This is a genomic window from Nocardioides sp. NPDC057772 (assembly GCF_042798075.1).
In the GTDB taxonomy this organism is placed as follows: Bacteria; Actinomycetota; Actinomycetes; order Propionibacteriales; family Nocardioidaceae; genus Nocardioides.
The window spans coordinates 1-17,275 of sequence record NZ_JBHVKN010000105.1 but is presented as its reverse complement, the minus strand read 5'-3'; the positions used below and the strand labels follow the sequence as shown (position 1 = coordinate 17,275).

Genomic DNA, 17,275 nt, shown 5'->3' with positions numbered 1-17,275 from the left:
GCGTTGACCGGCGCCAGGGCGAGGCCGAAGCCGAGGCCGCCGGCGACGAGCACGACCGTCGCCGCGATCGAGCGCAGCGCGTCGGCGTCCCAGCGAGCCATGAACACGAACGCCACCGCCGCCAGCAGCATCCCGGCACCCGCGATCATCCCTGCGGGCAACCGTCGGGTCAGGAAACCGCCCAGGACGGCACCCACCGGAAGCGCGACCAGGAACTCCAGCAGCACCAGCGCCGCCTTCAGCTGGCTGTCGCCGTAGATCGTGGTGCGGGCGAAGAGCGGCACGTCGATCAGCGCGGCCACCAGCGCCGCGCCGACGAAGAACGAGACCAGCACCGAGCCCCACGCCGGCATCCGGGCGAAGGCGCCGCGCGGCACGATCGGGTCCTGCGCCCGGCGCAGGTGGAAGATGAGACCGAGCAGCGCCAGCCCTCCGGCGACGAGATACCAGACCCCCTGCTCGGAGAAGACCGCCACCTCGGGGTCGGCGGTCGCGAAGGCCAGGATCACCCCGGCCAGGGCGATCGAGAGCAGCAGCGCCCCGAGAAGGTCGACCTCGGCGGTGATCCGGGAGAGCACGCTGCGTACGCCGGGCCGAAGGCCCCACTTCAGCACGAAGCCGAGGGTGGCGATGATCGTGATCAGGCCCAGCGGGGTCAGCCAGCGCGTCGACCCGGCCGCGGGCACGTAGAGCGCTCCCCAGGTCAGGTCCTGGACGAGGGCGGCGGGCTCGATGGCCACGAGCACGAACGCGATGCCGGCGACGACCAACAGCAGCAGTGCGACCATGTCCGGACGGGTGGATCGGGCGAGTGCCGGGTCGGAGCGGCCGAGCCGCCGGATCGCCACCGCCAGCACGACACCGACGACGACGTTGAGCAGGAAGATCGCGCGCCAGTCGGCGATCGCGAGCACACCCGCCCCGATGAGCGGGCCGAGCACGGAGCCGAGCTCCTGGACCGCCGAGACGAGCCCGAGCGGGACTCCGCGCCGTTCGGCCGGGTAGAGCGCAGCCACCAGGGCGAGGGTCGCCGGCACCAGCGCGCCGCCGCCCAGCCCCTGGAAGAACCGGCCGACCACCATCGCCGCGAGGTCCCACGACAGTGCGGTCAGGAACGAGCCGAAGGCGAAGACCACCAGCCCGCCGACGAGCACCGGCAGGTGCCCCAGGAGGTCGGCGAGCCGCCCGATGAGCGGAAGCACCGCCACGTAGCCCAGCAGGAAGCCCGAGATCAGCGGGGCGGCCCGCTGGAGCTCCTCGATCGAGAGCCCAACGCCCGCCATCATGTCCGGCAGCGCCAGCACGACGACGTAGGTGTCCGCAGCGGCGAACGCCACCGCGATGGCAGCGAGCCAGAGGACCGCCCTCACGGCTTGGCGATCTCCTTCTCGACGCCGTACTCCGTCACGTCGATCGTGTAGGAGTAGGCCGCCTCGCCCTCACCGCTGAAGTGGCCCTCGATGGTGGCCTCGGTGAGCTCGTCGGAGTCGTTGATGATGTAGGTGACGTCGAAGTCGCCGCTCGCGCCGGCGAGGATCTTCTGCACCGCCGCGTCCGGAAGCGTGCCGGTGTAGGTCGAGAGGATCTCGTCGTTGTCGGCGCCACCGCGCACCGACTTACCGATCTTCACGTCCTCGGTCGCCGCGAGCAGCGAGGAGATGCCGGTCTCAGGCGCGATCAGCGCGGCCGGGTCCGGCACACCGTAATCGGCCGGGTCGACCTCCTGGAACGCGGTCGTGAACGGCAGCTTCGCGTAGACGACTCCGCCGACCGAGACCACCTCGACCTGCGCCTCGGCGCCCATCACCGGCACCGTCAGCGTGCCCTGGAACGCAGGCTCGCGGGTCAGCGTCCCGGTCGCGGCCTTCAGCGTGGTGATGCCCTCGGGCAGATCGTCGGAGGCGATCGAGAAGTTGATCCCGCTCGTCTCGTCGAGGTGGCTCTTGGCCGCCTCGAGCACCTGCTTCGGCGTACGTCCCTTGGCCGGGTCGTCCTCTCCGCAGGAGGTCATCACGAGAAGCGCGGCCAGCAGAGCGACGAGGGCGAATGCGAGGCGGGGCAGGCTCAGGGGCATGCGGGTCAGAATGCCACGTCTGGCAACTTTCACGCTGTCCAGGTGGCCTCATCGGTGGTGCTGACCGGTCGCGGGGTCTCCAGGCAGCGTCGGATCGTCGTGACGATGCTGCCGGCGGTGAAGAGCTCGTCGTCGGGCGAGTCGCCCACGCGTACCTCCTGGATCCGGTCGACGAGCGCGGACAGAGCGTCCTGTGCGTCCGCCTTGACGCCCGGGTCCGCGGTGCGCCCGTCTCCGGACTGGACCAGGTCCGCGAGAGCGAGCAGCGTTCGCGCCGTGTGCGGCCGCAGCTCCGAGCCGAGCCCGACGTGATCGTTCTCCGCCCGCTCCTCCTCTTCGAGTAGCTGGGTGAGCTCCTCGACCAGGAGGCACACCCTCTCCAGACTGGCCGCCTGCTCGAGCTGTCGGTCCAGGCGGTGTCGGTAGGGCTCTCGACGCCTGTTGGCGCGGGCCGCTTCGACGACGAGCTGTCGCGCCGCTCGCATGTTCTCCACTGCTGGCGCAAGCTGTGCCCGATGTTCGCTCCATTCGTTCTCGGTCGGGGGCCTGCCCCCGTGCAGCGCCTGCGCCAGCCGCCGGAGCTGGACGAGCACCTCTGCACGTACGTCGGTGATCGCCCGCTCCATCGGCGCGAGCGGCAGCTGCGGGAAGAGCACCGTCATCAGGACTCCGATCGCGGCCCCGATCAGGGTGAGTCCGCCGAAGGCGCTCACGAACGCCACCGGATCCTCGGTGCCGATGATCAGGACGAACAGGGCTGCCGTGGGGACCCAGTGGCCGGTGTCGTCGAGCCAGCTCCAGGTCCCCGCGATCGTTCCCGCCGCGATCACCAGGGCCACGGTCGCGGGACTGGGAGAGAGCACCGCCCCGACCGCCAGGGCGATCGCCGAGCCCAGCCAGATGCTGACGATGCTCTGGATCGACTTGCGCACCGAGCCCATCACCGTCGACGACATCGCCACCACGGCGCCCAGCGGCGCGTAGTAGGGGAACTCGCCCGCCGGCCCCGGGAAGACGGCGCCGATCCAGAACGCGATGGCGCCCGCCGCGCCCGTCGTCAGGGTCGGCCCCCACGGGAGTCGGCGGACCCGTGTGGCCAGCGTCGACCGGGACGTCACCGCGGGTGTGACGGCATCGGTCATGACATGCTCCTCCGTGGTGACGGGTCGGCCTCGTACGGTCGACCGACCCGGTACCCGGAGAACGCCGATTCCCAACCTCCGCGGCACTGAGGGTGTCTGCACACCGAGTTGTCTCGGTGTGCAGACGACGCGCCTACCCGGCAGAAACCGGGAACGTGTGGGCGACCGGCCCGGCCACAGCGTCGATGGGCTGCTCCAGCGGCACCCCGGAGCCGTCGCGGCGTGGGTCGATCTCGGGCAGGTCGATGGGCGCCCCGGAGGCCGCCGCGGCGATCGGGGAAGCGGCACCGACCCAGGCGAAGACGAGAGTGTCCTCGCCCTTGAGATACCGGTGGGCGCGTACGCCGCCGGTGGCCCGGCCCTTGGCCGGGAACTCGCTGAACGGGGTGGTCTTCACGCTGCCCGTCTCGGTGCCCGGCAGCGCCGAGGACGAGCCGGCCACGGTGACGACCGCAGCACCCTCGGGGGCGTCGGGGGAGACGACCCCGAAGAAGACGACCTTGGAACCGTGGGCCATCCGGACGCCGGCCATACCGCCCGCGCTGCGGCCCTGCGGCCGCACGTTCTCCGCCGGGAAGTGGAGCAGCTGGGCGTCGGAGGTGACGAAGACCAGCGACTCGGTGCCGGTGCGCAGCTGCGCCGCGCCGACCACCTCGTCGCCGTCGGCGAGCTTGATGACCTCCCACTCGTCCTTGTTGAGCAGTACCTCGGGGTTGACCCGCTTGACGACACCGAGCTTGGTGCCGAGCGCGATGCCCGGCCCGTCGGTGGCGAGCGTGGTGAGCGCCAGCGCGCGCTCGTCGGACTCCAGCGAGAGCAGCGCCGACAGCGGCAGGCCGCCGGACAGGTTCGGGTCGCCGTGGGTCGGCGGCATCGCCGGTAGGTCGAGCACCCCGAGACGTACGAGACGGCCGCGGGAGGTGAGCACGCCGATCTGGCCGCGCGCGGTCGCCGGGACCACCGAGACGATCACGTCGTGGTTGGCGCGCGCCGAGCCGGTGGTGAAGGGCTCGGCGTCGGAGGAGCGGGCCAGCAGCCCGGTCGAGGAGAGCATCGCGAAGCACGGGTCGTCGGCGACCTCGAGGCTCATCGACTCCAGCGCCGGGGTGCCGGCGGAGGCCAGCAGGACCGTGCGCCGCGGAGTGCCGAACGTCTTGGCCACCTCGCCCAGCTCGTCGGAGACGACCTTCCGGAGCATCTCGTCGTCGCCGAGGATCGAGTCGAGATACTCGATGGTGGCCTGGAGCTCGTCGCGCTCCTTCTCCAGCTCGATCTTGGAGAACTTCGTCAGCCGGCGCAGCGCCATGTCGAGGATGTACTCCGCCTGGGCCTGGCTGAGGTCGAAGACGCTCATCAGCCGCTCCTTGGCCTCGCCGGCGTTCTCCGAGGAGCGGATCAGCTGGATGACCTCGTCGATGTCGAGGATCGCGATCAGGAGCCCGTCGACCAGGTGCAGCCGGTCGGCGGCCTTGTCGCGGCGGAACTGCGAGCGGCGGCGGACGACGTCGTAGCGGTGGCCCAGGAAGACCTCGAGCAGCTCCTTGAGGCCGAGGGTGCGCGGCTGGCCGTCGACGAGCGCGACGTTGTTGATGCCGAAGGAGTCCTCCAGCGGGGTCATCTTGTAGAGCTGCTCGAGGACTGCCTCGGGTACGAAGCCGTTCTTGACCTCGATCACCAGGCGGGTGCCGTGGGCGCGGTCGGTGAGGTCCTTGAGATCGGCGATGCCCTGGATCTTCTTGGACTGCACCAGCGTCTTGACCCGCTCGACGATCTTCTCGGTGCCGATGTTGAACGGCAGCTCGGTGATCACGATGCCCTTGCGGCGTCCGAAGGTCTCGATCCGGGTGGTGGCGCGGATCTTGAAGGAACCCCGGCCGGTCTCGTACGCATCCCGGATCCCGTCCAGGCCGACGATGGTGCCGCCGGTGGGGAGGTCGGGGCCGGGGACGAACTTCATCAGCGTGTCGAGCTCGGCGCCCGGGTGCTTGATCAGGTGGCGCGCGGCGGCGATCACCTCGACCAGGTTGTGCGGGGCCATGTTGGTCGCCATACCGACCGCGATGCCGGTGGCGCCGTTGACCAGCAGGTTGGGGATCGCGGCGGGGAGCACGCTCGGCTCCATCTCCCGCGAGTCGTAGTTGGGCCGGAAGTCGACCGTGTCTTCCTTGATGTCGTCGGTCATCGCCAGCGCCGCCGGGCCCATCCGGGCCTCGGTGTAACGCATCGCCGCGGCCGGGTCGTCGCCGCCAGGGGAGCCGAAGTTGCCGTGACCGTCGATCATCGGCAGGCGCATCGCCCACGGCTGCGCCATCCGGACCAGGGCGTCGTAGATCGCGCCGTCACCGTGGGGGTGCAGCTTGCCCATCACCTCACCGACGATGCGGGCACACTTCACGTGGCCGCGGTCGGGACGTACGCCCATGTCGTTCATCGTGAACAGGATCCGGCGCTGCACGGGCTTGAGGCCGTCGCGGGCGTCGGGCAGCGCCCGGGAGTAGATGACGGAGTAGGAGTACTCCAGGAATGAGGACCGCATCTCGTCCCCGATGTCGGTGTCGAGGATGTGCTCCTCGAAGTCGTCGGGGACTTCCTGCTTGGTCTTGCCGCGTGCCATAAGGGGCATTGTCTCGAATCCCTGTGCGAGTCCGCCATCGGGGCTCGCCGTAGGCGCGTGGTTGTCGAAATCGCTTCCACATCGGATTCGTCGGGGTTAGCGTCCGGCCGTGAGCATCGCCCAGACGCCCGAGCCGCCCTACACGGCCGTCATCTTCACCTCACTGCGTACGCCGACGGGAGAGGGCTACGCCGAGACCGCCGCCCGGATGGAGGAGCTCGCCGCCGAGCAGCCGGGATTCCTGGGGATCGAGTCGGCCCGCGACGGGATCGGCATCACCGTCTCGTACTGGACCGACGACGAGGCCGCCCGGTCATGGAAGACCGTCGCTGAGCACCGTCGTGCCCAGCAGACCGGTCGCAGCCTGTGGTACGAGGACTACCAGGTGCGGGTCGCCACCGTGACTCGCGCTTACGGCATGGTTGGCCGTTAGCGGAGGGGGTCCGTTCGCAGTCCTTGGGCGCGTACGCTGGACGGATCAGGACATCACCCGCTGACGCACATGGAGGTGCTGACGATGGCTGTCACCCAGATCGAGCTCGAGAACGAGCTGCTTGCGGAGGTCCAGCGGATCTCCGGCGCGACCACGCCCCAGGAGGCGGTCGAGTTCGCCGTGCGCGAGCTCGTCATCCGCAACCACGAGGGAGACGCCCCCAAGCACGCCCAGAAGCTGGCGCGGAACTGGGACTACGACGGCTGGCGGGTGCTCAACGAGCGCGACCGCGCCAACGTCGTACGTCACTGACGGCGGCTGCTGCGCGCGAGAGGCTGGCGTCTCCCGCTAGATTTCTCTCGTGACCGCGCAGCAGACCCCGCCGTACCCCTCCCACTGGGAGGCGGACGTCCTGCTGCGCGACGGACGGACGGCCCACATCCGGCCGATCAGGTCGGCGGACAAGGACCTGCTGGTCGACTTCTACGACCACCGGGTCAGCGACGAGTCGAAGTACTACCGCTTCTTCTCGCCGATGCCGCACCTCTCGGCCCGGGACGTCGCGCGCTTCACCGAGGTCGATCACAAGGACCGGGTCGCCTTCATCCTCACGCTGCGCGGTCGGATGATCGCCGTCGGTCGCTACGACGTGGTCAAGCCCGGCGAGGCCGAGGTCGCCTTCCTCGTCGAGGACGACTACCAGGGCCGCGGCATCGCGCAGATCCTGCTCGAGCACCTCGCCCAGGCCGGTCGCGAACGTGGGGTCACCAAGTTCACCGCCGACGTGCTCCCCGACAACGCGCGGATGATCCAGACCTTCCGCGACGCCGGCTACAAGGTGGCCAGCGTCTACGAGGACGGGGTCATCTCGCTGCAGTTCTCGATCGACGTCACCGACACCGCCGTCGGCCGCCTCGCCCTGCGCGAGCACGAGGCCGAGGCCGCCTCGATCCACCGCTTCTTCAACCCGCGCTCGGTCGCGGTCATCGGCGCCAGCCGGCGGCAGGAGACCGTCGGGCAGGCGCTCGTGCGCAACCTGGTGATCGGCGACTTCACCGGCCGCGTCTACATGGTCAACCCCAGCTCCAGCGCGGTCAGCGGCATGCCGGCCTACAAGAGCGTCCAGGACATCCCCGACGACGTCGACGTGGCGATCGTGGCGGTGCCCGCCGACGCCGTGCAGGACGTGGTGCTCGACTGCGCCGCCAAGGGCGTGCACGGGCTCGTGGTCATCTCCAGCGGCTTTGCCGAGACCGGCGAGGAGGGGCGCCAGCGGCAGCGTCGGCTGGTGAACCTGTCGCGCTCCTACGGGCTGCGGCTGATCGGGCCCAACGCGCTCGGCGTCATCAACACCGACCCGCAGGTCAGGATCAACGCCAGCCTCGCGCCGACGATGCCGCCGCGCGGACGCGCGGGCTTCTTCTGCCAGTCCGGTGCGCTCGGCTCGGCGATCCTGGAGAAGGTCAACAACCGCGGTCTGGGCCTGTCGACCTTCGTCAGCGCCGGAAACCGCGCCGACGTCTCCGGCAACGACCTCCTCCAGTACTGGGAGGAGGACGTCTCGACCGAGGTCGTGATGATGTACCTCGAGTCGATCGGTAACCCGCGGAAGTTCTCCCGCATCGCCCGCCGGGTCTCCCAGCGCAAGCCGATCGTCGCGGTTCGCTCCGGTCGCACCACCCAGGGTGTGCCGATGGGCCACGCGGTCCGCAAGATCAGCGCCCCACCGGCGGCGGTCGACGCGATGTTCCGCCAGGCCGGCATCATCCAGGTCGACACCCTCGACGAGATGTTCGACGTCGCCCAGCTCCTGGCCCACCAGCCGCTCCCGCGCGGGCGTCGCGTCGCCATCGTCGGCAACTCCGACGCCCTCGGCCTGCTCGCCGCCGACGCCGCGGTCTCGGTGGGGCTGCAGGTCAACAAGCAGGTCCCGCTGCCCACCGAGCCCTCCGCCGAGGACTTCGAGGACGCGCTCGACGCGGCCATCGACGACCCCGAGGTCGACGCGGTGATCTCGGTCTACATCCCGCCGCTCAACGTCTCCGGCGAGGAGATCGCCAACGTGCTCGCCGCAGTCGGCGAGCAGTCCGACAAGCCGTTGGTGACGAGCTTCCTCGGTGCCGAAGGTGTCCCCGAGCTGCTCCGCGTCCCCGACGTCGCCGGGTCGACCGCCGGTCGCGGCTCGGTGCCGTCCTACTCCTCGGTGGAGTCGGCCGTACGCGCCCTGGCCAAGGTCGTGGAGTACGCCGTGTGGTTGCGCACCGCCGACGGCGAGATCCCGTGGCTCAGCGCCGAGGAGTGCGACCCGCGCACGGCGCGCAAGATCGTCACCGACGTGCTCGCCGCGCGCCCCTCGGGCGGTGAGCTGAGCCGGGAGGATCTGACGATGGTGCTGGCTGCCTACGGGATCAAGCTGTGGAACACCCACCGGGTCACCACCCTCGAGGAGGCGATCGCCGCCGCCGAGGACCTCGGCTGGGACGTCGTGCTCAAGGCGACCGTGGAGAGCGTGCGGGAGCGGCCCGACCAAGCCCACGTCGTACGCAACATCGACGACGTCGACGAGATGACCGAGGCCTGGGAGCTGATCACCAGCCGGATCCCGCCCGAGACCGGCGGCTTCGCGGTGCAGCGCACCGCCCCGCCGGGTGTTCCGGTCGCGATCCGCTCGATGGAGGACCCGCTGTTCGGGCCGGTGGTCTCCTTCGGCATCGCCGGCCCGATCACCGAGCTGCTGGCCGACCGCGCCTACCGGATCCCGCCGCTGTCCCAGCGCGACGCCGCCTCGATGGTGCGCGAGATCAAGGCCGCGCCGATGCTCTTCGGCTACCGTGGCGGCGACATGGTCGACGTCGACGAGATCGAGCGCCTCGTCCTCAAGGTCGCCCAGCTCCAGAACGACCTGCCCCAGATCTCCTCGCTCGACCTGTCCCTGGTGCTCGTCGGCCTGGAGTACTCCGCCGTCCTGACCGCCACCGCCCGGGTCGACCTGGTCGCCGATCCTCGCTCCGACTGGTTCGTGCGTCGCCTCAACCCCGCGGTGGGGGACACGCTGCCTGGCTAGGCGGCCCGTGGCGGCGCGTGGAAGGATGGGTGACATGAGCACCCGCACCGATGATCTCGACCGCGCTGACGACCTGCGCGCAGAGATCGACCGCACCGGCTACTACCCCGAGGTGGTGGCCGACTGTGTCGCCTCCGCCGTGGCGGGGGAGAAGGTGTCCTCCTTCTTCCTCCACCACGAGCCGACGTTCGACCGTGACGAGGTGCGCCGCCACCTCTCCGTGCTGGTGCTGACCCCGACCCGGCTGATCCTTGCCCACACCGACGAGCACGCCGGCGACGACCTGCTGCCCGAGCCCTACACCTCGACGTCGACGGAGGCCGTACGCATCGACTCGGTCAACTCGGTGGTGGTGACCCGGATGATCACCAACCCGACGAAGGGGTCGAGCAAGCCGGCCGAGGTCGTCATGACCATCGGCTGGGGCGGGGTGAACCGGGTCGACCTGGAGCCGGCGGGCTGCTCCGACCCCAACTGCGACGCCGACCACGGCTACACCGGCGTTCTCACCCCCGACGACTTCTCGCTGCGCGTCTCGGCTGCTGCTGACGGTCACGACTCGGTCGACCGCCTGCTCTCCTTCGCGGAATCGCTCTCGGCTCGCACCCACAGCCGGTGAGGGTCGGTGACCGGGTTTCTCGCCCCCGCCTACGGGGAGCGCTCACTGGGTGATGTCCTGCCGGCGGTCGCCGCCGCGATGGACGTCCCCTTGGGCACCTCCGAAGCAAGGTCCGGCCTCGAGCTGCCCTCGGCTGCTGCGTACGTCGTCTTCCTGGTCGACGGGATGGGCACCAACCTGCTGCGCCGTTATGCCCACGCGGCGCCGTTCCTGGCGTCGCTGAGCGAGGACCAGGAGTCTGGGACGGCGGGCGTGCCGTCGACGACGGCGACCAGCCTCACCTCGTTCGGCACCGGGCTCACGCCCGGCGGTCACGGGCTGGTCGGCTACACCTCCCGGATCCCCGGCACCGATCACCTGCTCAACGCGCTGCAGTGGCGCAAGGACGTCGACCCGGTCGAGTGGCAGCCCAACCAGACCGTCTTCCAGCGGCTGGGCGAGGCCGGGGTGCCGGTCACGGTGATCAACAAGCGGGTCTTCGGCGGCTCCGGGCTGACCATCGCCGCCCACCGCGGTGCGGAGTTCGTCGGTGCCGACCGGGTGGGGGAGCGGATCGCGTCGGCGGTCGCGCTCTCGCGGGTGCCGGGGTCGCTGACCTACCTCTACGACGGCGACCTGGACTGGACCGGCCACAAGTACGGCGTCGCCTCCTCGCCCTGGCTGCAGCAGCTCTCGATGATCGACGCCGAGGCCGAGCAGCTGCGTGACGCCCTGGACCCCTCCGTACGTCTCCTGGTGCTCGCCGACCACGGCATGGTCGACTCGCCGGCCGCCTCCCGCACCGACATCGACGACTTCCCCGAGCTCCGCGACGGTGTCGCGCTCGTCGGTGGCGAGGCCCGCTTCCGCCATCTCTACTGCTCACGCGGCGCGGTCGACGACGTGGTCGCGACCTGGTCGGAGAAGCTGGGCGACAAGGCCGACGTGATGACGCGGGAGACCGCGATCCGGCGCGGCTGGTTCGGACCGGTGACCCCGTCGGTGCTGCCGCGGCTCGGCGACGTCATCGTCGCCTCCCACGGCGAGCACGCGGTGGTCTCGACGAGCCTGTTCCAGTACGAGACGACGCTGGTCGGGCTGCACGGCTCGCTGACGCCCGACGAGATGCTCATCCCGCTGCTGGTCTCCTAAGGGGAATGAACCTCGCCTCTAATGGTTACACCTTGTGTATCCATTAGTGAGGACTCGCCGTGCACGGCGGGAAGGGGTGTGCCATGGATGAGCACGGAGTCGAGGGCCGGCGATGACCGGGCACTACGCGCAGGTCGCGTTCACGCCGCTGGTGACCGAGCACCAGGCGATCCACGGGAGTGCCGCCGCGTACGCACGGATGGCCGAGGCGGGCGGCGAACCGGACCGGATCGGCAGGAGCGAGGCCGCGTTCATCTCCTCGCGGGACAGCTTCTTCCTGGCGACCGTCAGCGAGACGGGTTGGCCGTACATGCAGCATCGCGGCGGGCCGCCTGGGTTCTTGAAGGTCATCGACGACACCACGCTGGGGTTCGCCGACTTCCGCGGCAATCGCCAGTACATCACCCGCGGCAACCTCGACCACGACGAGCGGGTCTCGCTGTTCCTGATCGACTACCAGCTGCAGGCGAGGATGAAGATCTTCGGTCGCGCGCGGGTCGTCGAGCCCGAGCACGATCCCGATCTGGTCGAGTCGCTGGCGCCGACCGGGAGCTCGGCGCGGGTCGAGCGCGCGATCCTGATCGACGTCGAGGCGTACGACTGGAACTGCAAGCAGCACATCCCGCAGCTGGTGCCCCTGGCGGTCGCCCGGCACACGGTCGCCGAGCTGACCGAGCGGATCGGCGAGCTCGAGGCCCAGTTGGCCGGCGCGCGCGGCCGAGCTGACGACCGAGGCCTGGAGTGACCATTAGGATCGGCGACGAAGATCGATGACCGAGGAGGCGGCCGTGGAGCTGCAGGTGCCCGTGCTGTATCCGACCCAGCCCCGGGCCGTGCGCCTCATGAACACGATCTGGGCCGACCGGACGGGTCTGCACGACTCTCTGGAGACCGTGGCGCACCTCGAGGCCTGGGCCGACGGTGCGGGGCTCAGGCGACATGAGGACCTGAACGAGCACGACCTCGGCCGGGCCCGGGCCCTGCGCGACGCCCTGCGCCGGCTGGCCGCCGACGTGACCGCCGACGGCCGGCCGCATAGCGTCGCGGAGGCGCTCAGCCCGGAGGCGGCGCTCGCCGTGGTCAACGAGTTCGTGTCCCACTGTGCCCCGGCCTTGCGCCCCGGTCCACAGGGCGGCTTCGAGCGCGCGTGGCTCACCGACGGTTCGGGTCTGCAGCGGGAGCTGAGCCTGGTGGCGCTGGAAGGGTCCGAGGTGCTGGCTCGGGATGCGCCCCACGAGCTGAGGGCGTGCGGCGGCCCGGGCTGCGTCCTGTACTTCGTGCGCGACCACCCACGTCGGGAGTGGTGCTCCGCCGGCTGCGGCAACCGGGCCCGGGTCGCGCGCCACTACCGGCGGAGCATGTCCAGCCACGAGGGTCCTGCCACGGGCGGCGCCGCGGACCACTAGGCTTCCGCGAGTGGCTGAGCTGACCTTCTGGACCGGGACGATGGACGCGGGGAAGTCGACCCTCGCGCTGCAGACCAACCACAACCACGCGGCTCGTGGCCGGGTGGGGCTCATCTTCACCGTCCACGATCGCTCCGGTGAGGCGGTGGTCACCTCCCGGCTGGGTCTGACCCACGACGCGATCGAGGTCACCGACGACTTCGACTTCTGGCGCCACGCCGTCGACGCGCTGACCCACGGCGCCCGGATCGACTACCTGATCTGCGACGAGGCTCAGTTCTACACGCCCGAGCAGATCGAGGCGCTGGCCAAGATCGTCGACGAGCTGCAGATCGACGTGTTCTGCTTCGGAATCCTCACCGACTTCCGCACCCGCCTCTTTCCGGGCGCCGCCCGTCTGGTCGAGCTCGCCGACCGGACCGAGGTGCTGCAGGTCGAGGCGCTGTGCTGGTGCGGCAAACGCGCGACCCACAACGCCCGGGTCGAGGACGGCGTCATGGTCACCGAGGGCGACCAGGTCGTCGTCGGCGACACCGACCGTGAGTCCGGCGCAGCCCCCAGCGCCGTCTCCTACGAGGTCCTCTGCCGCCAGCACCACCGTCGCCGCCTGACCGCGGCCCGGGCCCAGTCCGTCTCCCTCGTGCCCGAGCCCCTGCCGTTCGGCTAGCGGTTGAGGGTGGGCATGTCGACCGCCGCGTACTTCGTCCCGACCGGCGCGTTCTGGGTGTCGAGCTGGACGCCGGGGCGGCCGTTCTCGACGACGTAGGTCGCGCGGGTGGAGATCGGGGCGCCCCGGCGCTCGACGTACGGCACGACCCGGAAGTCGCTGGAGAGCTCGTCGGGGGTGACCTTGACGCGGACGTAGCCGCGCTGGCTGTTGAAGAACTTCAGGTGGTCGTTGGCCCGTAGCAGGGTCTCGCCGCCGGTGGTCATGTCGGCGCCGTCGCCGCCGCTGGAGATCGACGTGCCGACGAACTCGCTGCCGACGACGGCCGACGCCGGGTCGTCGTAGTCTGCCAGCAGGTTGCTGGCGTAGTTGTGGTGCCGGTCGCCGGTGATGACCACGAGGTTCTCGATCCCGCTGGTGCGGGCGCCCTCGAGGAGCCGGTTGCGGTTGGCGATGTAGCCGTCCCACGGGTCCATGTAGAGCGTCTTGGCCTCGGTCTCGTCCAGGTCGGTCTCGGCCATCGGTGCCTGGTTGGCGAGCACCTGCCAGCGAGCGGTCGACTGCCTCCAGTTGCGCTGCAGCCACCTCTCCTGCTCGAAACCCATCATCGAGCGCGACGGGTCGTAGATGTCCGGCGTCAGCTCCCGGCTCGCCGGGTCGCTGCCGTCGCCGTAGGCCTGGTCGTCGCGGTACTGGCGGGTGTCGAGCACGTTGAAGTCGACCAGGTCGCCGTAGCGCAGGTTCCGGTAGATCTGCATGTCCGGGCCGTCCGGCAGCGCGCTCGCCCGGAACGGCAGATGCTCGTAGTAGGCCTGGAAGGCAGCCGTACGCCGCGGCATCCACAGCTCGCCCTGCGACTGGCTCCGCTCCTCGGGGACCTCGTCGGCCCAGTTGTTCTCGACCTCGTGGTCGTCGGGGGCGACCACGAAGGCGTGCGACTGGTGGGCGGCCATCAGGTCCGGGTCGGACTTGTAGAGGCCGTACTGCTGGCGGTAGCGCGCCAGGTCGAGAGTCTCCCCGGACAGCGAGGGGTCGACCGTGGTCCGGCGCCAGTTGTTCTCGGCGGTGACCCCGGACTCGTACAGGTAGTCGCCCAGGTGGAAGACGACGTCGACGTCCTCGTCGGCGAGGTGCCGGTAGGCGGTGTAGAAGCCGTGGCTGTAGAGCGCACAGGAGGCGAACGCGAAGCTCATCTGAGACAGCGAGGAACCGTACGCGGGTGCGGTCCGGGTGTGGCCGGTCTGACTGACCTCGCCGGCCGCCATGAAGCGGTACCAGTAGTCGCGGCCCGGGCGCAGGCCCCAGACCTCGGGGTGGACCGAGTGACCGAAGTGCGGCGTGGCGGTGACGGTGCCCGACTTCACGACCTTGCGGAAGAGCGGGTCCTCGGCGACCTGCCAGCGGACCTTGACCGGCTCCTGGGGCATGCCGCCGCGGCCGTCGGCGGCGAGCGGCTCGGGGGCGAGGCGGGTCCACAGGACGACCGAGTTGGGGAGCGGGTCGCCGGAGGCGACGCCCATGGTGAACGGGTAGCCAGAGAGCGCCGTGACGCTCTTGACGGACACGGCGTCGGCGGGGATGGAGCCGGTGCCGAGCAGCATCGCAGCGGAAGCGGCGAAGCCGGTCGAGGCCGTTCCGGAGATGAGGGAGCGTCGGCTCAGCGATTCGGGCAGGAGCATCGGGGGCCTCCGAGAAAGGTGGAAGTGCTTGCCTCCACTCACTTCATCGGCGGCGCGTGAACGCCGACCGACCCCTGCCCGACACTGGTCAGTCGGCTCCCCAACGCATCACGGACCGGCCGATGGCCGGTCCGTGAACGTGGTCAGACGAGTCGGAACTAGTCCTGCTTGCCGCCGCCGAACATGATCTCGTCCCAGCTCGGGACCGAGGCGCGCTTGCGGCGCGAGGACGACTTCTTGGCAGGCTTCTGGGAAGCCTCCTCGGCGGGCTCGGCCTCGGCTACCGGCTCCGCCATCGGTTCCGGCTCGGCTGCGACGGCTGCCTGCTTCTCGGTCGGGGACTCGTCACCCAGGAACGCCTCGAGCGGGGTGTCGACATCGACCGGATCCGGCTTCGCCTTGGCCGCCGGGACCGGCTTGGGAGCCGGGGGAGGGGTCGACGGCGCTGCCGGCGCAGCTGGTGTGGCCGGGCCCTTCGCGCGCCGCCGGCGGGCGGCGAGCATGTCGTCGGTGATGACCGGCTCCGGCTCGGGCGCCGCGGCCTCGAGCTTCTCGCCGGTCAGCCAGCGGGCGTCGTCGTTGTCCAGCTCGACGTAGTTGCCGGGGGCGTCGTAGGTCAGCTCGGCGATGCCGGAGCGCTCGGGGGTCTCGTATTCACCGGTGAGCTTCCAACGCCCGTCGGGACGCCGGTAGGAGTCCCAGTTGACCGACTCGGGGTCGGCATACATCGTCTGGAAGTGGGCGCTGACCGCTTCGCCCAGGGTGCGGGCGGTGCTGGCGGCCTCACCGGGCCGACGGCGTACGGAAGCCTGCTGGGCACGCTGCGCCATGTGCTCGCGCTCGGCGAGGACGGGGCCGGCGAAGGCCAAGATCTTCTCGACCGTGGTGCCGGCGACAGCGGCGACCTCCTCGGCACTCTCGCCCGCACGGATACGGGTCTGAATGTCACGGGGCCGCAGGCTGCTGCTCGGGGTCTTGTTCACGGTTTGCTCCGATCGGCGGGTCGACACAGCCTCGAGTGCTGCACGGAGACGGTCGTCGATGTCGGCGGTGTATTCACGATCCTCGTCATCGACGAGAAGCATGCGTAGACCATCGTCACTGACCGAGATGAGCCGCAGAAGGACGGGACCAGCCTCATCCGGTGCCTGCTCTTCGAGCTGGCCCGGAGTCAGGGGCAATCCTTCGGCCGACATCCTCTTCTCAATTCTAGAAACGGTTGTGACGACCCTACGCCACTGACCGTCATCGTATGGGGTGCCCATGCCGCGAGGCCGTGGCATTTGGGGTTTTTGGGACGTACGAGGCGACCATTTGGCGGTGGAACCGACGCTGACCCTTCTCGTGCTCGACCTGGTCGGGTGCTTCGTCTTCGCGCTGTCCGGAGGCCTGATGGCGGTCCGCAAGGAGCTCGACATCTTCGGCGTGATCGTCCTCGCCTGCGTCACCGGTCTCGGCGGCGGCTTCCTGCGTGACATGGCCATCGGCGCGACGCCGGTCGCCGCACTCTCCGACTGGCGCTATCTCGTGGTGCCGATGACGGCCGGCCTGCTGACGTTCTTCTTCCACCCTGCGCTGGGCCGCCTGGAGCCCATGGTCAACGTCTTCGACGCCCTGGGCCTGGGGCTGTTCGTCATCGCCGGGGCGGTCAAGGCGCTCGACTTCGGGCTCTCCCCGCTGGCGGCCGCGATCATGGGCCTGGCCACCGGCGTGGGTGGCGGCGCGATCCGCGACGTCCTCGCCGGCCGCGTTCCGATCATCCTGCGCCGCAGCGTCTTCTACGCGATCCCGGCCTTCGCCGGGGCCGCGGTCGCGGCGTTCGGGTTGTACGCCGGGATACCCCCGACGCTCGCCATGGCGGTCGCGTTCGTGACCTGCTCCGGCTGGCGCCTGCTGGCGATGTGGCGCCACTGGGAGGCGCCGCTGCCGCGGGGCTCCGCGTCGGTCTGAGGCCTCTGCTCCCGTTCAGTGGTCGGAGCAGCAGGGGATCTGGTGGCGCATCTCGAACGGCACCAGTCCGGTGGCGGCACGCTGAATCAGGAGTACGCAGCGCCCGTCGCGCCACACCGGCCGCGCAAAATCGGTGAGGTCGACGGTGTCGCCCGGCTCGAGCTCGGTCCCGGCCAGCCCCTCGACGCTGTCGATGATGCTGTCGGACTCGACCGCGGCGACCGTGGTCACGGTCTCGATCCTCGTCCGGCCGGGGTAGCGGGCCAGGCGTCCCGCGGTGCGGGCCGCGGCCTCGGCGATCGCGGGGGAGTCGGGGGTGACGTACGCGTCGGGGAGGCGGTCGGCCAGGAGTGCGGTCAGCTCCTCGACCGCCGGGCCGCCCGGCCAGTCCAGGACGGCGACGAGGCGGGCGGTCGGCTCGCGCACGACATGGGTGCTGATCACGTACGCGTCCTCGGGCAGGCCCGCGCCGAGCACCTCGTCCAGACGGTGGACG

The 17,275-nt window shown here is 70.3% G+C and carries 16 protein-coding genes; 9 read left to right on the top strand and 7 right to left on the bottom strand.

Features of this window, described 5'->3' with window-relative positions; genetic code table 11:
* The 4 genes from ACFVJS_RS17190 to ACFVJS_RS17175 all read right to left on the bottom strand — a co-directional run.
* The coding region (locus ACFVJS_RS17190) for an MFS transporter (RefSeq protein ID WP_378882533.1) at window positions 1-1,370 on the bottom strand (1,370 nt) is incomplete at its 3' end.
* Window positions 1,367-2,074 carry an LppX_LprAFG lipoprotein gene (locus tag ACFVJS_RS17185; protein ID WP_378882531.1) on the bottom strand — a complete coding sequence of 236 codons (708 nt, stop codon included), beginning with the start codon at window positions 2,072-2,074 and terminating at the stop codon, window positions 1,367-1,369. The genes ACFVJS_RS17190 and ACFVJS_RS17185, both read right to left, overlap by 4 nt.
* A 29-nt stretch (window positions 2,075-2,103) precedes the next feature.
* A complete protein-coding gene (locus ACFVJS_RS17180; RefSeq protein WP_378882528.1) occupies window positions 2,104-3,216 on the bottom strand; it encodes an aromatic acid exporter family protein in 1,113 nt (370 codons plus the stop codon).
* A 133-nt stretch (window positions 3,217-3,349) separates the two neighbouring features.
* On the bottom strand, window positions 3,350-5,830 hold the full coding sequence (locus ACFVJS_RS17175) for a DNA topoisomerase (ATP-hydrolyzing) subunit A (RefSeq protein ID WP_378882527.1): 2,481 nt from the start codon (window positions 5,828-5,830) through the stop codon (window positions 3,350-3,352).
* Between the two features lie 109 nt (window positions 5,831-5,939).
* Here ACFVJS_RS17175 and ACFVJS_RS17170 point away from each other — a divergent pair, with 109 nt between their 5' ends.
* The 8 genes from ACFVJS_RS17170 to ACFVJS_RS17135 all read left to right on the top strand — a co-directional run bounded on the left by ACFVJS_RS17170 (window position 5,940) and on the right by ACFVJS_RS17135 (window position 13,150).
* Window positions 5,940-6,263, top strand: coding sequence for an antibiotic biosynthesis monooxygenase family protein (locus ACFVJS_RS17170; RefSeq protein WP_378882524.1), 324 nt, complete (start codon window positions 5,940-5,942; stop codon window positions 6,261-6,263).
* 84 nt (window positions 6,264-6,347) lie between these two features.
* Window positions 6,348-6,575, top strand: coding sequence for a type II toxin-antitoxin system VapB family antitoxin (locus ACFVJS_RS17165; RefSeq protein ID WP_378882523.1), 228 nt, complete (start codon window positions 6,348-6,350; stop codon window positions 6,573-6,575).
* A gap of 49 nt (window positions 6,576-6,624) precedes the next feature.
* Window positions 6,625-9,327 carry a GNAT family N-acetyltransferase gene (locus tag ACFVJS_RS17160; protein WP_378882520.1) on the top strand — a complete coding sequence of 901 codons (2,703 nt, stop codon included), beginning with the start codon at window positions 6,625-6,627 and terminating at the stop codon, window positions 9,325-9,327.
* Window positions 9,328-9,361: 34 nt separating this feature from the next.
* On the top strand, window positions 9,362-9,946 hold the full coding sequence (locus tag ACFVJS_RS17155) for a DUF5998 family protein (RefSeq protein WP_160024207.1): 585 nt from the start codon (window positions 9,362-9,364) through the stop codon (window positions 9,944-9,946).
* 6 nt (window positions 9,947-9,952) lie between these two features.
* Window positions 9,953-11,077, top strand: coding sequence for an alkaline phosphatase family protein (locus tag ACFVJS_RS17150; protein ID WP_378882517.1), 1,125 nt, complete (start codon window positions 9,953-9,955; stop codon window positions 11,075-11,077).
* A gap of 112 nt (window positions 11,078-11,189) precedes the next feature.
* Window positions 11,190-11,822, top strand: coding sequence for a pyridoxamine 5'-phosphate oxidase family protein (locus ACFVJS_RS17145; RefSeq protein WP_378882514.1), 633 nt, complete (start codon window positions 11,190-11,192; stop codon window positions 11,820-11,822).
* Window positions 11,823-11,847: 25 nt separating this feature from the next.
* Complete coding sequence (locus ACFVJS_RS17140; protein WP_378882511.1) at window positions 11,848-12,483, top strand: CGNR zinc finger domain-containing protein; 636 nt, start codon at window positions 11,848-11,850, stop codon at window positions 12,481-12,483.
* 10 nt (window positions 12,484-12,493) lie between these two features.
* Window positions 12,494-13,150, top strand: coding sequence for a thymidine kinase (locus ACFVJS_RS17135; RefSeq protein ID WP_378882508.1), 657 nt, complete (start codon window positions 12,494-12,496; stop codon window positions 13,148-13,150).
* On the opposite strand, the gene ACFVJS_RS17130 is transcribed toward ACFVJS_RS17135, so the two are convergent.
* Together ACFVJS_RS17130 and sepH are read right to left on the bottom strand one after the other, a co-directional pair.
* The gene (locus tag ACFVJS_RS17130; protein WP_378882505.1) at window positions 13,147-14,829 is read right to left on the bottom strand and encodes an alkaline phosphatase D family protein; all 1,683 of its coding nucleotides are present in this window, start codon (window positions 14,827-14,829) and stop codon (window positions 13,147-13,149) included. The two genes, ACFVJS_RS17135 and ACFVJS_RS17130, sit on opposite strands and share 4 nt — an antisense overlap.
* Before the next feature lie 158 nt (window positions 14,830-14,987).
* Window positions 14,988-16,025: a septation protein SepH gene (gene sepH, locus ACFVJS_RS17125; RefSeq protein WP_378882502.1), complete on the bottom strand. Its 1,038-nt coding sequence runs from the start codon at window positions 16,023-16,025 to the stop codon at window positions 14,988-14,990.
* A gap of 124 nt (window positions 16,026-16,149) precedes the next feature.
* Here sepH and ACFVJS_RS17120 point away from each other — a divergent pair, with 124 nt between their 5' ends.
* Window positions 16,150-16,779 (top strand): trimeric intracellular cation channel family protein, encoded by a 630-nt coding sequence (locus tag ACFVJS_RS17120; protein WP_378882499.1) that lies wholly within the window; start codon window positions 16,150-16,152, stop codon window positions 16,777-16,779.
* Between the two features lie 15 nt (window positions 16,780-16,794).
* Here ACFVJS_RS17120 and ACFVJS_RS17115 read toward each other — a convergent pair.
* Window positions 16,795-17,275: hypothetical protein (locus tag ACFVJS_RS17115; protein WP_378882497.1), on the bottom strand; the 481-nt coding region annotated here is incomplete at its 5' end.

Bases quoted from the DNA above. Each gene is read 5' to 3' on its own strand.
- ACFVJS_RS17185 (WP_378882531.1), bottom strand. From the start codon at position 2,074: ATGCCCCTGAGCCTGCCCCGCCTCGCATTCGCCCTCGTCGCTCTGCTG.
- ACFVJS_RS17140 (WP_378882511.1), top strand. From the start codon at position 11,848: ATGACCGAGGAGGCGGCCGTGGAGCTGCAGGTGCCCGTGCTGTATCCG.
- ACFVJS_RS17175 (WP_378882527.1), bottom strand. From the start codon at position 5,830: ATGGCACGCGGCAAGACCAAGCAGGAAGTCCCCGACGACTTCGAGGAG.
- ACFVJS_RS17155 (WP_160024207.1), top strand. From the start codon at position 9,362: ATGAGCACCCGCACCGATGATCTCGACCGCGCTGACGACCTGCGCGCA.
- ACFVJS_RS17165 (WP_378882523.1), top strand. From the start codon at position 6,348: ATGGCTGTCACCCAGATCGAGCTCGAGAACGAGCTGCTTGCGGAGGTC.
- sepH (WP_378882502.1), bottom strand. From the start codon at position 16,025: ATGTCGGCCGAAGGATTGCCCCTGACTCCGGGCCAGCTCGAAGAGCAG.
- ACFVJS_RS17180 (WP_378882528.1), bottom strand. From the start codon at position 3,216: ATGACCGATGCCGTCACACCCGCGGTGACGTCCCGGTCGACGCTGGCC.
- ACFVJS_RS17145 (WP_378882514.1), top strand. From the start codon at position 11,190: ATGACCGGGCACTACGCGCAGGTCGCGTTCACGCCGCTGGTGACCGAG.
- ACFVJS_RS17130 (WP_378882505.1), bottom strand. From the start codon at position 14,829: ATGCTCCTGCCCGAATCGCTGAGCCGACGCTCCCTCATCTCCGGAACG.